13 protein-coding genes are annotated in these 14,214 nt (G+C 70.7%); 7 read left to right on the forward strand and 6 right to left on the reverse strand.

Features of this window, described 5'->3' with window-relative positions:
- Nucleotides 1-191: 191 nt before the first annotated feature.
- The gene (locus DSY14_RS05250) at nt 192-1,907 is read right to left on the reverse strand and encodes an AMP-binding protein (protein WP_211715310.1); all 1,716 of its coding nucleotides are present in this window, start codon (nt 1,905-1,907) and stop codon (nt 192-194) included.
- Between the two features lie 195 nt (nt 1,908-2,102).
- Between DSY14_RS05250 and DSY14_RS05255 the strand changes: the two genes are divergently transcribed.
- Complete coding sequence (locus DSY14_RS05255) at nt 2,103-2,972, forward strand: DUF4429 domain-containing protein (RefSeq protein WP_211715311.1); 870 nt, start codon at nt 2,103-2,105, stop codon at nt 2,970-2,972.
- Nucleotides 2,973-3,013: 41 nt separating this feature from the next.
- Nucleotides 3,014-3,970 (forward strand): prolyl aminopeptidase, encoded by a 957-nt coding sequence (gene pip, locus DSY14_RS05260; protein ID WP_211715312.1) that lies wholly within the window; start codon nt 3,014-3,016, stop codon nt 3,968-3,970.
- A 73-nt stretch (nt 3,971-4,043) separates the two neighbouring features.
- On the opposite strand, the gene DSY14_RS05265 is transcribed toward pip, so the two are convergent.
- Both DSY14_RS05265 and DSY14_RS05270 read right to left on the reverse strand, forming a co-directional pair.
- Complete coding sequence (locus tag DSY14_RS05265) at nt 4,044-5,309, reverse strand: NAD(P)/FAD-dependent oxidoreductase (RefSeq protein ID WP_211715313.1); 1,266 nt, start codon at nt 5,307-5,309, stop codon at nt 4,044-4,046.
- Nucleotides 5,310-5,376: 67 nt separating this feature from the next.
- Complete coding sequence (locus tag DSY14_RS05270; protein WP_211715314.1) at nt 5,377-6,339, reverse strand: asparaginase; 963 nt, start codon at nt 6,337-6,339, stop codon at nt 5,377-5,379.
- Between the two features lie 255 nt (nt 6,340-6,594).
- Between DSY14_RS05270 and DSY14_RS05275 the strand changes: the two genes are divergently transcribed.
- Nucleotides 6,595-7,497: a PolC-type DNA polymerase III gene (locus DSY14_RS05275; protein WP_211715315.1), complete on the forward strand. Its 903-nt coding sequence runs from the start codon at nt 6,595-6,597 to the stop codon at nt 7,495-7,497.
- 97 nt (nt 7,498-7,594) lie between these two features.
- On the opposite strand, the gene DSY14_RS05280 is transcribed toward DSY14_RS05275, so the two are convergent.
- The 3 genes from DSY14_RS05280 to DSY14_RS05290 all read right to left on the reverse strand — a co-directional run bounded on the left by DSY14_RS05280 (nt 7,595) and on the right by DSY14_RS05290 (nt 9,437).
- Nucleotides 7,595-7,849 (reverse strand): hypothetical protein, encoded by a 255-nt coding sequence (locus tag DSY14_RS05280; RefSeq protein WP_211715316.1) that lies wholly within the window; start codon nt 7,847-7,849, stop codon nt 7,595-7,597.
- 152 nt (nt 7,850-8,001) lie between these two features.
- A complete protein-coding gene (locus DSY14_RS05285; RefSeq protein WP_211715317.1) occupies nt 8,002-8,658 on the reverse strand; it encodes a TetR/AcrR family transcriptional regulator in 657 nt (218 codons plus the stop codon).
- A gap of 83 nt (nt 8,659-8,741) precedes the next feature.
- Nucleotides 8,742-9,437 carry a heme oxygenase (biliverdin-producing) gene (locus DSY14_RS05290; protein ID WP_211715318.1) on the reverse strand — a complete coding sequence of 232 codons (696 nt, stop codon included), beginning with the start codon at nt 9,435-9,437 and terminating at the stop codon, nt 8,742-8,744.
- 443 nt (nt 9,438-9,880) lie between these two features.
- Here DSY14_RS05290 and DSY14_RS05295 point away from each other — a divergent pair, with 443 nt between their 5' ends.
- From DSY14_RS05295 to DSY14_RS05310, 4 genes are all read left to right on the forward strand, one after another.
- Nucleotides 9,881-11,140: a PP2C family protein-serine/threonine phosphatase gene (locus DSY14_RS05295; RefSeq protein ID WP_211715319.1), complete on the forward strand. Its 1,260-nt coding sequence runs from the start codon at nt 9,881-9,883 to the stop codon at nt 11,138-11,140.
- Nucleotides 11,141-11,166: 26 nt separating this feature from the next.
- A complete protein-coding gene (locus DSY14_RS05300) occupies nt 11,167-13,143 on the forward strand; it encodes an ATP-binding protein (RefSeq protein ID WP_374223983.1) in 1,977 nt (658 codons plus the stop codon).
- Nucleotides 13,144-13,167: 24 nt separating this feature from the next.
- Nucleotides 13,168-13,602 carry a response regulator gene (locus tag DSY14_RS05305; RefSeq protein ID WP_211715341.1) on the forward strand — a complete coding sequence of 145 codons (435 nt, stop codon included), beginning with the start codon at nt 13,168-13,170 and terminating at the stop codon, nt 13,600-13,602.
- A gap of 82 nt (nt 13,603-13,684) precedes the next feature.
- On the forward strand, nt 13,685-14,212 hold the full coding sequence (locus tag DSY14_RS05310; protein ID WP_211715321.1) for a low molecular weight protein-tyrosine-phosphatase: 528 nt from the start codon (nt 13,685-13,687) through the stop codon (nt 14,210-14,212).
- Nucleotides 14,213-14,214 lie beyond the last annotated feature (2 nt).

The following is a 14,214-nucleotide window of genomic DNA, read 5'->3' on the forward strand; positions in this document are numbered from 1 at the left end:
CGTCCGGTTGTTCGTCTCGGCAGTTACGACCGTAGCGCGCCGCATCGGGGCGGGCGCGGTCACGTGAGTCATTCCACCGGGTCGCGGGGATGGGAAAGACCACATGCGGGCAATGGCGTCAACGGCGTCTCAGGTTCTGAGACGGGACATATCCGGGCGCCATTCTCGGGGCCCGCGAGGGAGAGGAGGGATCATTCCTTCAGCCCGGGGAGGTCCTCCTCCCAGAACTCACGCGGGTTGCGCGTGCCGTCGGTGATCGTGCCGCGCTCCGCCTCGGCCCGGCGCAGCCGCACCCGTTGGATCTTACCCGAGGTGGTCTTCGGCAGGTCGGAGAACTCCAGGCGACGGACCCTCTTGTGCGGGGACAACCGCCCGCGGACGTACTGCAGGATCGACCGGGCGCTCTCGGCGTCGTGCGGTACGCCCTCGGCCGTGGAGACGTACGCCTTGACCACCGACAACCGCAAAGGATCCGGAGAGGGGACCACGGCCGCCTCGACCACGTATTCGTGTTCCAGGAGAACACTTTCCAGTTCGAACGGTGAGATCCGGTAATCCGATGCTTTGAACACATCGTCCGTTCTGCCGATATAGGTAATGTATCCGCGCGAATCCCGGGTCGCGATGTCCCCGGTCCGGTACAGACCCATGCGGGTGGCCTCACGGGTGCGCTCGGGATCGTCGGAGTAGCCGCGCATGGCGCCCACGGGTGCGTCGGTCAGGTCCACGCAGATCTCGCCGGTGTCGGAGGGCTCGTCGGTGGCCGGGTCGACGAGCACGATGTCGTACCCCGGCATCGGCCGGCCCATGGAGCCCGTGACCACGGGTTGCCCCGGTCCGTTCCCGACGAGCAGGGTCGTCTCCGTCTGCCCGAACCCGTCGCGCACGGTGATGCCCCACGCCTGCTGGATCCGGGTGACCACCTCGGGGTTGAGCGGCTCGCCCGCCGCCACCGCCTCGCGCAGCCCCACCCGCCACGCTCCGGGGTCGGCCTGCACCAGCATCCGCCACACCGTCGGCGGGGCGCACAGTGTGTCCACCCCGCAGCGCACCACCGCGTCCAGCAGGCGTGCGGGGTCGAAGCGCTCCTGGTTCACCACCAACACGGTCGCCTCGGCGTTCCAGGGGGCGAAGAGGCTGCTGTAGGCGTGCTTGGCCCATCCGGGGGCGGACACGTTGAGGTGCACGTCGCCGGGCCCCACCCCCAACCAGTACATGGTGGACAGGTGCCCGATGGGATAGGAACTCTGGGTGTGGGTGACCAGTTTGGGGACCGCCGTGGTCCCCGACGTGAAGTACAGCAGGAGAGGATCGTCCGGAGAGGTCGGGTGGGGCGGGTGGAACTCCAGTCCGGCGTGTTCGGAGTCGGGGTAACTGAGCCAGCCCTCCATGTAGCCCACGCAGATCCGGGTCCAGTGTCCTTCCAAGGGCCCGAAGCGTTCGGTGTCGGCGGGGGAGCAGACCACGTGCGCGATGTCGCCCCGGTCCAACCGGTCCACCAGGTCGCCCTCCGACAGGGACGGTGAGGTGGGACTGACGACCGCACCCAGCTTGATGGCGGCGAGGGTGATCTCCCACAGCTCGACCTGGTTGCCCAGGGCGACCATGATCCGGTCGCCGTGGTGCACCCCCTGCGCGAGCAACCAGTTGGCCACCTGGTCGGAGCGCTGCGACAGCCGCCGGTAGGTGTGGTGCACCTCGGTGCCGTCGTCCTCCACCAGCCACAGCGCCGTCCGGTCCGGCCGGGTCGCCGCCACGTGGTCGAAGTGGTCGAGCGCCCAGTTGAAGTGCGCGGGCCGGGGCCAGGTGAACTCCCGGCGGGCGGCCTCCTGGTCGTTCCGGTGCTGGAGGAGCAGGTCCCGTGCGGCACGGAACTCCCGCGCGCCCTCGGACATCCCTTTCGCCATCGAAGACCTCCGGTTCGGAGGCGGCGCGCCGGGCGCACCGCCCTCGGGCCCCCATCGCCGCGGACGATGGGACGGGGTGTGCCCCTGCGGTTCTACCCGTTACGGACCGCCGCGACGCCTCGCCCCGCGACGGCGTCCCGATACCGGCGCTCACAGGGTTCGTGTCGCGGGTCTTCCCCTCTAAGGTGGTGGACCATGGAGGAGCTACGCGGTCATCACGCGATCTGGCGCTTCGACGACGCGCTCGTGCGCATCGGTTTCGGGGCCGGGCGCAAGGTGCCACAGTTGTTCAAGACCCTCGGCCACTGCGAGGTGCCGATCGTGGCCGTGGACGAGGTGGACTTCGATCCCGGCGACCGTAAACAGGGGTGGCGGCTGCGTCTGCGCCTCATGGACGGTGCCGACCCCTACTCCCGTCTGGACACCACGGGTACGGCCGCCACTCCGTTGCTGCTGACCGGGCCGCAGGACAAGGAACTGGTCGCCGAGTACTTCGCCGAACAGCTCGCCGCCTCCGTGCGCTTCGCCCGCGAGACGGACCAGGAACCACCGCACCCGGTCGTCGTCGCCCGAGGGCTGGTCGCCCGCCCTCCGTTGCAGGTGCGTACCGCCGAGGGCGCCGCCTCCTTCGACGGGGAACGGTTGCGGCTCCAGTGGGACGGGTGGATGACGAGCACCCCCAAAGGACGGGAACAGTCGCGCGACTACCGGATGTCCGAGATCCAGGGCCTTGAGTGGACCCCGCAGATGGACTTCGAGGAGGGGTTCATCCGGGTCCTCCTGCGCGGGGTCGACATCCCCGGCGCGGCCGGCCTCGAACACGACTTCTTCACCCTCGTCTCGCACGGGGCCAAGGGCAGCGACGAGACCCTCCTCATGGCGGCCACCGTCAACACCCACATCGCCTGGGTGGAGAAGACCGCGGCACTGGAGCCCGCGTCCCCGGGCGACGACAGCGGCGCGATCTTCGCGAAGATCCGCGAGCTCGGCCGTCTGCACGCCGAGGGGCTGCTGACGGAGGACGAGTTCAGCACCAAGAAGGCGGAGCTCCTGGACCGGCTCTGAGCCCGGCTCCGGGGCTCGCCACAGTCACGAAAGGCCACGCCTTGCGCACCTTGTACCCGACCATCGAACCGTACGACTCGGGCATGCTCGACGTCGGACACGGACACCGCGTCTACTGGGAGCTGTGCGGTAACCCCACCGGCAAGCCCGTGGTGTTCCTGCACGGTGGTCCCGGCGGCGGCTGCACCCCCGACCACCGTCGGCTGTTCGACCCCGAGAAGTACCGCATCCTCCTGTTCGACCAGCGCAACTGCGGCCGTTCCACCCCGCACGCCGGCGGCATGGACGTGGACCTGTCCACCAACACCACCTGGGCGTTGGTCGACGACATCGAGCGTCTTCGAGAGATGGTCGGGGTCGACGCCTGGCAGGTCTTCGGCGGTTCCTGGGGCAGCTGTCTGGCCCTGGCCTACGCCCAGAAGCACCCCCAGCGCGTCACCGAGCTCATCGTGCGGGGCATCTTCACCCTGCGCGACCAGGAGCTGCGGTGGTTCTACCAGGAGGGCGCCTCGAACCTCTTCCCGGACCTGTGGGAGTCCTACCTGGCGCCCATCCCCGAGGAGGAGCGCGACGACCTCATCGCCGCCTACGCCCGCCGTCTGGAGTCCCCGGACCGCGAGGTGCGCCTGGAGGCCGCCCGCGCGTGGAGCGTGTGGGAGGGGTCGACGATCACCCTGCTCCCCAACCCGGCGCTGCGCGACCACCACGCCGGTGAGGACTACGCGCTGGCGTTCGCCCGCATCGAGAACCACTACTTCCACAACAAGGGCTTCTTCACCCCCGAACAGCTCATCGAGGGCGCGGAGCGCATCCGGCACATCCCCGGCGTGATCATCCAGGGTCGCTATGACGTGTGCACCCCGGTGCGCACCGCCTTCGACCTGCACCGTGCCTGGCCGGAGGCGGAGTTCCACGTCGTCGACGACGCCGGTCACGCGTTCAGTGAGCCCGGCATCCTCGACCGGCTCATCGAGGCCACCGACCGGTTCGCCGCATAGGGTCCGGCCCCGACCCCGACCTCGGCCCGCGGAACGTACACGGCGCCGGGGCGGTACGCGCCCCGGGCGGGCCTCACGTCGTGGGACCCGCCCCCGCGGCCGTGAGGGCCTCGTCCCATGTGGTGGGCCGCTCCAACAGGTGCCGGTAGCGCATGGTGCGCGGGGTGGAGCGCAGCCCGAGAACCCCGGTCAGCATCCCCCCGCGCCCCAGGAAGGCGACGAACTTACGGTCCTCCGGTGACCCGTGCACGAAGGCGACCCGATCCGCCGGAGCGCCCTGCCCCAACAGCTGGATCTTCCTCTTGTACTGGTCGGACCAGAAGTAGGGCACCGGGGTGAAGGCCGTGCGGCCCTCGCCCGCGAGCAGGTTGTGGGCGGCCGCCTCGCCCTGCTCGCTCGCGTTGGTCCAGTGCTCCAGGCGGATCCGGCCGCCGTAGCGGGGGTGCGGCCAGTCGGCCAGGTCACCGACGGCGTACACGTTCGGTACGGAGGTGGCGGAGTACGCGTCGCACCGCACGGCTCCGTCGGGCAGGAGCTCCACCCCCGAGTCGCGCAGCCACTCGGTGTTCAGGTGGACGCCGATCCCGACCACCACCAGGGACGCCTCGACCGTCGAACCGTCCGACAGGCGCACCCGTTCCACGCGGTCCGACCCCTCGTACCCGGTCACGCCCACACCCAGGCGAACGTCCACGCCGCTCTCGCGGTGCATCTCGGTGAGCACCGAGCCGATGGCCGGATCGACCACACGGGTCAGCGGGGTGGTCTCCGCCTCGACCAGGGTCACCTCCATGCCCACGGCGCGGGCGCTCGCGGCGACCTCCGCGCCGACGAACCCGGCGCCGACCACCACGAGGTGGCCGGCGGTGTCGAAGGCGGCGCGCACCGCCTCGGCGTCGTCGAGTGTGCGCAGCACGTGCACCCCGGCGAGGTCGGTCCCGGGCCGGCGCGCCCGGGCGCCGGTGGCCACGATCAACCCGTCGTAGGGCACCGACGTCGCGCCGTCGGGGCCGATGAGGCCCACCTCGCGCGCGACGGGGTCCAGGCCCACGGCGCGGGTGCCGAGTCGCAGGTCCAGGTCCAGGGCGTCGATGACCTCGTCCTCGCGAAGCCGCAGCGCACGGTGGCCGACCAACCACCCGGGATCCCCCGAGGCGGGGTCCATCCCGGCGCCCGTCAGGACCTCCTTGGACAGCGGCGGACGCGAGTAGGGCCGGTGCGGCTCCTCGCCGACCAGGGTCAGACGACCCTCGAACCCCCGCGCGCGCAGGGCCTCGGCGGCGTGCAGTCCCGCCATCCCCGCCCCGGCGATGACGATCTGGTCCAAGGTGTCGGACACCGTGCGTTCTCCCTCTTCTCGTCTGTGGTCGCCGACCCGCCGCCCATCGAGCCCGGCCGCTGTGGGGTCAGAGGGCCTGGACGCCGCCGACGGTCCGGCCGCCGCCGAGGACGTCGGTGGTGAGGTGGTCGGCGATGGGGTCGACGTTTACACCCAGGGCCTTCAGTGCGGTGATGCCGACCAGCGTACGCGCGCGGAGTTCGGCGTCCCCGTCACTGATCTTGACGGCGACGGTCTCACCGGTGGGGGCGCCGAGCACCAGCACTCCGTCGGCCCCGACCTTGGATACCAGGCCGGGCATGCGGCGCATGAGTTCGGTGTCGATCCGGTCGGTGCCCGAGACGTACTCCGGGTGGGCGCTCATCGCTTCGAGGACGGACCGTTCGGGGCTGCCCTCGGGGGACAGGCGCATGCTCTGCACACCGCGGGCCAGGCCGACCAGGGAGACGGCGAACTGCGGGGCGCCGCAGCCGTCCACGGCGGTGTGCGCCACCTGCTCGCCGCACATGTCCTCGGTCGCCTCACGGGCCGACTGCTGGAAGGGGTGCTCGGGGTCGAGGTAGTCGTCCGTGCTCCAGCCCTGGGCGGAACAGGCGGCGAGCATGCCGGCGTGCTTGCCCGAGCAGTTCATGTACAGGCGGGAGGGGGCCCGGCCCTCGGCGTGGAAGGTCCTGCGGGCGGCGTGGCCGCCGGGCACGCTCTCGGGGCAGCCGAGCGCGTCCGCGGTCAGCCCGACCGAGGCCAGGATGCGTTCGGCCTCGGCCACGTGCAGGTCCTCGCCGCCGTGGCTGCCGGCGGCGATGGCCAGGGCGGAGTCCTTGAGGTCGGCGCCCGCGCGCAGCATCGCCAGGGCCTGGAAGGGCTTGGCGGCCGAGCGCGGGAACATGGCGTCGTGCACCGGGCCGCGGGCGTAGGCGATCTCCCCCTCGGCGGACAGACCGACGACGGCACCGTAGTGGACGCTCTCGCGCATCCCGGAGCGCACGACCTCCGCCAGGGGGACGTAGCCGGGCATCGGTGCCTGCGTCATGTGGGGGTCTCCTCTTCGTCGGGGCCGAGCGGGTGCCGGGTTCCCGGTGCGTCGGGGGTGATCGGACCCCCGACCCTGCCGGGCATGCGTCAAAACGTACACAACCGCGTGGTTCTTCCCCGGTGCAGGTGTGCCTTCCGTCGCGGTTCCGGCGCACCGGGCCGGGCGGCAGGGGTGTCGGACCCGGGCAGTAGGGTCGTTGCGGGTGGTGAGTCCACCGCGACAGAGGGCTGATGTGAGGAGTGGGGACGCACAATGGGAACGCTGCGGACGGGCGCGCTGACCCGCAGACGGGTCGGGACGCGGGCGGCGGACCTGGAGTACGCGGTCGTCGACGTCGAGACCACCGGACTCGACCCTCGGGAGGGTGCCCGACTGGTGGAGATCGCCGTGGTGCGGGTGCACGGGGACGGGCGCGTCCTCGACGAGTTCAGCACCCTGGTGGACCCCCGCGCGCCGATCGGCGGCCAGGAGTTCCACGGGATCGGTGAGGGCGACGTGATCGGCGCCCCCCGTGCCGAGGAGATCGTCCCCCGGATCGCGGAGCTGCTGTCCGGAGCGGTGGTGGTCGGTCACAACCTGGACTTCGAGGAGCGCTTCCTCGCCGCCGAACTGGTGCCCGCGGGGCTGCCCGCCGGACAGTCGGGTCTGTGCACGCTCCGGGCCCTGCGCTCCCAGTTGGATCTGGCGCGCTACTCGCTGCCGCGCGCCTCGCACCTGCTCAGCGGGGACTGGCCGACCGGTCAGCACACCGCCCTGGGGGACGCACGCGCCTGCGCCGGGCTGCTGGGGGAGATGATCACCAACGCCCCCGGCGACCTGCGCTACACGGGGCCCTCGCCCCGGTTCCTTCGGGGCGAAACGCCCTCGGCGGGTCCGGTGCGGTTCAAGCCGCGCACCACTTCGGGGACCACCACCCGGCTGCCGTTGAGGCCCTGGTCGTCGGCTCGCTGGCGGCGCCGCGAACTCGACTCGCTGCTGTGCGGCGGCGCCTTCCGCGACGCCGAGCGCGAGGTGGCCGAGTCGGCCGCCCGGCGCGACGCACGGCTGCGCGAGCGCCTGGGCCGGGCCGCGGTGGTGACCGGCGGCATCGCCGCCACCGTGGCGGGCGGCATGCTGCTGCGCAGGGCCGGCGACCCACGGCTCCCGCGCGGCTGACCTCCTCCACGCTCGCGGGTCCTCCGGCCGGGCCCCGCCGTGGTCCTCGATGCCCGAACAACGGGTCGAGGCCGGCGGAGACCGCGAAGGCGAGGACCTACAGGCCGGACAGGGCGAGGAAGAAGGCCACGATCAGAGCGCTGCCCCCGATGGCGGTGAACACGGCGCGGCCCTGTTCGGTGAGTCGGGCCTCGACCAGACGCAGTCGGGGCGGCGCGACGGCGCGCGGGGCCGCGGCGACACCGCCTCCGTGACGGGGGACGGGACGGTACCCGGGGACGACCCGAGGCATCTTGTTGAACAAAGCGACCGAGACCAGGGTGGCGCCGAAGGCGATGAGTACGAGGGACACGGTGGAGAGGGCCTCACGAGTCGAGGGTGGACGGGGCGGCCCGGGGGCGGGCTGAGTCCACTCGTTCCCCGCATGCACACCTTCATGCGGCTTCACAATGGCCGTTCACGGCCAGAACCGATTACGTTCGGGCCCTTATCTCCGAGGGTGATTCACTCGCTACCGAGCGTGTTTTTCGAAGGGTGTTCCGGGAGGATCGTGTCCACGGTTCCGGACTCCACCCCGAGGGCGCGGAGCACGAATCGGGTCACCAGAGCGTGGGTCTCCTCCAGGCCGACCTCACCGCTCACCAGGGGGAGGCGCTGGGAGCCCACCATGGACAGGGTGAGCGCGGCCACGCGCCCGCCGGGCAGGTGGTCGAACTCCCCGGAGGCGATCCCCTCGTCCAGGACCTCGGTGAGCAGTCGCTGCATCGGGGCCACGTGCGCGGCCAGGGCCTGGTAGGCGTCGGGTCCCAGGCTCGCGCCCAGTTCGGCGGCCGGCGGGTGCGGGTGCGCGACGATGCCCTCCAGTTGGAGGCGCACGAAGGCCGACAGACGGCGCGAGGCCGACACCCCCGACGGGAGCTCCCGCTTGTACCGCTCCACGAACGTGGTGTTCACCTTCTCGGTGAAGGCCAGGAGCAGGGCGGGCTTGTCCGGGAAGTAGTTGTACAGGGCGGTGCGGGTGATGCCCGCGGCGTTGGCCACGTCGGTCATGGAGATGCGGTCGATCCCCTGGGTCCTGATCAACTCGTCGACGGCGTCCATGATGCGGTCCCGTGTGCGGGCACGGTGAGCGGCGATGGTCGGAGCCGTGATCTTGGGCATGTCTCCTATGGTGGCACGCCGAGCACACCGAGGTGCCCGGACCGACGGGGGCGATCCGGGCGCTGTCTCGGTGGGCGGTGGCGTCAGGCGTGGTGACGGCCGAGTTCGGCCAGCACCTCCGTGTTGAGTTGGTAGGCCAGACGCGTCTCCCGCACCAGGTAGGCGGCGGCCTCCTCGGTCAGGGGCAGCCCGTCGAGGCGCTCCCTGTAGCCGGCGCGGAACCGGGGCAGGCTGCCGAGGGAGCCGAAGTCGTAGAAGGCCGTGCCGGCGCCGTCGGCCAGGTCGTAGGCGCGGGCCGCGATCCGACGGATGAACTGGCCGCCGGAGACGTCGCCCATGTAGCGGGTGTAGTGGTGCGCGACGAAGCCCTCGGGGTGGTCCGCCATCTGTTCGATGCGCGCCACGTAGGTGCGGGTGGCGCGACCCGGGGCGACGTGGTCGGCCCAGTCCGCGCCGAGGAGGTGGCGCAGGTCGGCCTCCAAGGAGGGGACCCGCTGGAGCTCGGGGTCGAGGAAGCGGCCGGCGATCGGGTCGTCGGCCAGCGCCCGCCCCACCTCTTCCAGGGCGACGTAGGCGAAGTAGTGCTGGGCGACCATCGCGGTGTAACCGTCGAGGGAGAGGTCGCCGTCGAGCAGGGCCTTGGTGAAGCCGTGGTGCTCGGCCGAGGCGTGGTCGCTCCAGGTGGCCGCTTTGAGCCGCTCGGAGAACGACCGGGGGGAGTCGGGTTCGGCCGTGGCGGGGGTCGGAGCCGGCATGGGGGCCGGTGCCGTGGCGCTCATCGACACTCTCCACCTTTCCATTCGGAGCTTTTCTGACATGATGTCATTTAGGTGACCGCTCCTGTCAAGGCTTATATGACACCCTGTCACAAAAATTGCCGGGAAAGCCCCCGTCGTGGTGCCCTGCGTCACAGGACACGTCCCGCCGTGCGCCCCCACCGGCGTTCCCGGCGGTCGCGCGTGCCTCGGACGCGCCCGGAAGCGCCCACGTCCCGGAGGCTTGCGCACCCCGCCCACGGGGAGTTCCCCGACGGGCGTTGGATGTGTCTCGTCGCCTCTGCTGGTCAAGTGGTCGGTGGGGCGTTTATCGTTTGGGTGGCGTGCGGTCCGAACCGCCGGGAAGACCCGAGGTGTCCCCTCGGGTCCTACGGCATGACAGTGCGCCCCGCGGGCCGCGAACCATGAGGCGATGAGTGGATACCAGGAGAACAGGGCCCGATCCCGTGACGGTGATCGGTGACGGAGCGGCCGAAGCCGCCGAGGGCGCTGCCACGGACGGCAACGCTCCCCTGAGTGACGACACCGTCCTGGCCGACCGGGTGGAGGCTACCGTCGAATCGGTTGAGGTCCTGCTGATCGAAGACGACCCCGGCGACGCCTTTCTCGCCGAGGAACTCCTCGCCGACACCGCGCTGGCCACACGCATCACCTGGGTCTCCACCCTCAAGGCCGCACGGGAACACCTCACGGACTTTCGCGGCTGCGTTCTGCTGGACCTCAACCTTCCCGACGGCCACGGACTCGACCTCCTGCGCGAGGTGCTGGGCAGTGCGCCCTCCGCCGCCGTCGTCGTCTTCACCGGACTCGACGACGAGCACGAGGGCATCGCCGCCGTCTCCGCCGGCGCCCAGGACTACCTGGTCAAGGGCCAGGTCGACGGATCACTCCTCGCCCGCAGCCTGCGCTACTCCCTGGAACGGCGGCGCGCCGACGAGAACGCGCGCCAACTGCGCGAGGCCCGCATGCGCGCCCGTGAGAACATGCGCCTCGAACGCGGTCTGCTGCCCCAGGTCCTGCTGGAGCGGTCGCCCCTGAGCCACCGCGCCTACTACCGTCCCGGCCGTAAGCGCGCCCTGGTCGGCGGCGACTTCTACGACGCGGTCGAGAAGGACGGCACCACGCACGTCATCATCGGGGACGTCAGCGGCCACGGTCCCGACGAGGCCGCGCTGGGCGTCAGCCTGCGCATCGCCTGGCGCACCCTGGTCATGAGCGGTGTCGCCGAGCGGCACGTCCTGCCCAACCTCGAACAGCTCCTGGTCAGCGAACGCGCCCAGGAGGAGATGTACGCGACGCTGTGCATGGCCAGCCTCGACACCGGCAGCGAACGCGCACGCGTCCGGAGCCTGGGCCACCCCCCGCCCATGCTCGTCTCCGACCGTTGCGCCGAGGAGATCCAGGCCGCGCCCCAGCCGCCCCTGGGCGTGTTCCCGGTCGACCAGGACGAGTCGACCGAGGTCGTCCTGCCCCGCGGGGCCAGCCTGCTCTTCTACACGGACGGACTGGTCGACGCCTACGACGGCGCCCCGCCCGCGCGCCTGGAGGTCGCCGGTCTGCGCCGCCTCGTCAACGGGGTGCTGGGCCAGAACGTTCCCCTGAACAACCTGCCCGAGCACATCGTGGACGAGGCCGAGCGCAGCAACGGCGGGCCGCTCCAGGACGACGTCGCCATGCTGCTCATCAACCACGGAGAACCCGCTTGAGCCCCACGGGGGAGGACGACCGCACCATGGACACCGAGCCCGACGCCGGCTCCGCACGCGCCGGAGAGGAGGGGTCGGGCCGGGAGCGGGACGAACACGCGTCCACCGGCGCGCCCTCGCCCACCGGAGGCGTCGTGACCCGGGACCTGTACCCCGCCCGGCACTCCTGGAGCCTGCGCCGCCGGGTCACCAGCCTTCTGACGGTCGTCGCCGTCGTGCTGGTGGTGGCGGTGTCGGTGATCACCCTCGCCGCGTTCCAGGCCCGCGACTCCCTGACCCTGCAGGTGGAGTCGCTCACCCCAGGGCTGAGCACCGTCGAGCAGACCCGCTCGGCCTACCTCAGCCAGGACCACGCGCTGCGCGGCTACATCCTCACCGGGGACCCGGACTTCCTGCGGCCCTACAACGAACAGGGCATGTCGCTGGCCGAGTACCGCAACGCCCTCACCATGCTCGCCGCGGAGAACGAGGACGTCGCGCCCAAGGTCGAGGAGCTCATCGAGGCCGGTGACGTGTGGAGCGAGGACTTCGCCCGCCCGGTCTCGGAGAAGGTGCGCGCCGGCGAGACACCGACCCAGGACGACCTCCAGCGCGGGCGGGTCCTCTTCCTGGAGCTCAACCGCGCCGCCGACGCGACCACCAACCACCTGGAGAACGAGATCGCCGAGGCCCAGAGCGGTCTCACCCTGGCGACCCAGCAGGTCGTGGCGCTGCTCGTCCTGGTCGGCCTGGTCGTGGTGTTCTTGTCGGTGTTCCTGTGGGTCATGCTCCAGCAGTGGGTGCTGCGTCCACTGGAGGACCTGGCCGGGCACATGCGGCAGGTGTCCGAGGGGTACTACGCCCACCGCATCTCCCTGCACGGCCCCCCGGAGATCGTCCAACTGGGCCACGACGTGGACGCGATGCGCGAACGCATCGTGCAGGACCTGGACGAGGTCGCCTCGGCCCGACGCAAGCTCCAGGAACAGTCGACCCTGCTCGAACACCAGACGGAGGAGCTGCGCCGTTCCAACCTGGAACTGGAACAGTTCGCCTACGTCGCCTCCCACGACCTCCAGGAGCCGCTGCGCAAGGTCGCCAGCTTCTGCCAGCTCCTCCAACGCCGCTACCAGGGGCAGTTGGACGAGCGCGCCGACTCCTACATCGACTTCGCGGTCGAGGGGGCCAAGCGCATGCAGACCCTGATCAACGACCTGCTGGCGTTCTCCCGGGTGGGACGGACCAAGAACTTCGCGCCCGTGGACCTGAACACGGCCCTGGGCGACGCCCTGAGCAGCCTGGAGGCCAGCCTGGAGGACGCGGGCGCCGTCGTCACCGGTGACACCCTGCCCTCCGTCCAGGGCGACCGCACCCTGCTCACGCAGGTCTTCTTCAACCTGGTCGGCAACGCCGTCAAGTTCCGGGGCGAGGACGCACCCGAGGTGCGCATCAGCGTGGAACGCCAGGACGACGAATGGGTGTTCGCCTGCACCGACAACGGCATCGGGATCGAACCCCAATACGCCGAACGCATTTTCGTCATCTTCCAACGTCTGCACACGCGGGAGAAGTACACCGGCACCGGTATCGGTCTGGCCATGTGCAAGAAGATCATCGAGTTCCACGGTGGTCGGATGTGGCTGGACACGAGCTCGGTGAACGTGGACGACCCCGACGGATCCGCATCGACGGAAGAGGTGGACTCCGGACGGACCGGAACCCGCATATGCTGGACCCTGCCCGTCGACATCGAGGCGGAGGCCGCCGCATCGGCGGTCGAGTCGGAGGAGGAGTCGGAGCCCGACGAGGGAACCGAACCCACCGACGTGGCCGTTAACGGCGTCGAGGGCACAACGGCAGCCGAGTCCGCCCCCGCGGACGAGGCGTCGACGGCCACACGAGAGTCCGGCGTCACAGAGTCGGAGACCGATCCCCCGGCCCATGGACCGGAGGGGGAACGTCCCCTGTCCTCCGAAGACGCCGGCGGTACGGCCCCGCCCGGTCACCGGTCGGGGCCCGCATAGGGGTCTGGAAGCTTGAGCGAGGTCATGTTGGTGCATCCCATTGAGGTGCTGCTGGTCGAGGACGATCCCGGAGACGTCCTGATGACCAAGGAGGCGTTCGAGGAACACAAGCTGGGCAACCGGCTGCACGTGGTCTCCGACGGCGTCGAGGCGCTCCGCTTCCTGCGTCGTGAGGGTGAGTTCGCCGAGGCGCCGCGCCCGCACCTGATCCTCCTCGACCTGAACCTCCCGCGTAAGGACGGCAGAGAGGTCCTCGAAGAGGTCAAGAGCGACGACGACCTCGCGCACATCCCGGTGGTCGTGCTCACCACCTCCGAGGCGGAGGAGGACGTTCTGCGCAGCTACCGCCTCCACGCCAACGCCTACGTGCCCAAGCCGGTGGACTTCGAACAGTTCATCCGCGTGGTGCGGCAGATCGACGACTTCTTCGTCACCGTGGTGCGCCTGCCCAAGGGCTGACACGGGTCGGATCTGCCGGCGGGGCGCGCACGTATCGCGCCAGATCGGGTGGGTGCGGCGGATTTTCGTTACGGTAAGAGACATGAGCCTGCCGGAACCGCGTGACCCCGCTGGTCCCTACCGCGTCAGTGTGGTGTGCCTGGGAAACATCTGCCGATCGCCGATGGCGGAGAAGGTGCTCACCGCAGACCTCGAACGTGCCGGAATGAGCGACCTCGTGCGGGTCGACAGCTCCGGCACGGGCGATTGGCACGTCGGCGGGGGCATGGACCCCCGTGCCGCGTCCACGCTGCGCGTGCACGGGTACCTCACCGATCACACCGCCCGCCAGTTCGCCCCGACGGACCTGGCCGACCGCGACCTCATCCTGGTCATGGACCTGGACAACTACGACGACCTGCTCCGCGTCGTCGAGGAACGGGGGGAGGGGTTCGGCTTCGAGCCGTCCCGGCTGCTGCTGTTCCGCTCCTTCGCTCCCGGACGCGGGCCCAACCCCGAGGTCCCCGACCCCTACTACGGTGGGGACGACGGTTTCACCGCCGTCCTGAACATGGTGGAGGCGGCGGCCAAGGGGCTGACCAACGAACTCGTCACCCGATTGCGGGGCTGACG

Origin of the sequence: Nocardiopsis sp. MG754419, assembly GCF_018207095.1 — a bacterium.
Taxonomy (GTDB): domain Bacteria; phylum Actinomycetota; class Actinomycetes; order Streptosporangiales; family Streptosporangiaceae; genus Nocardiopsis.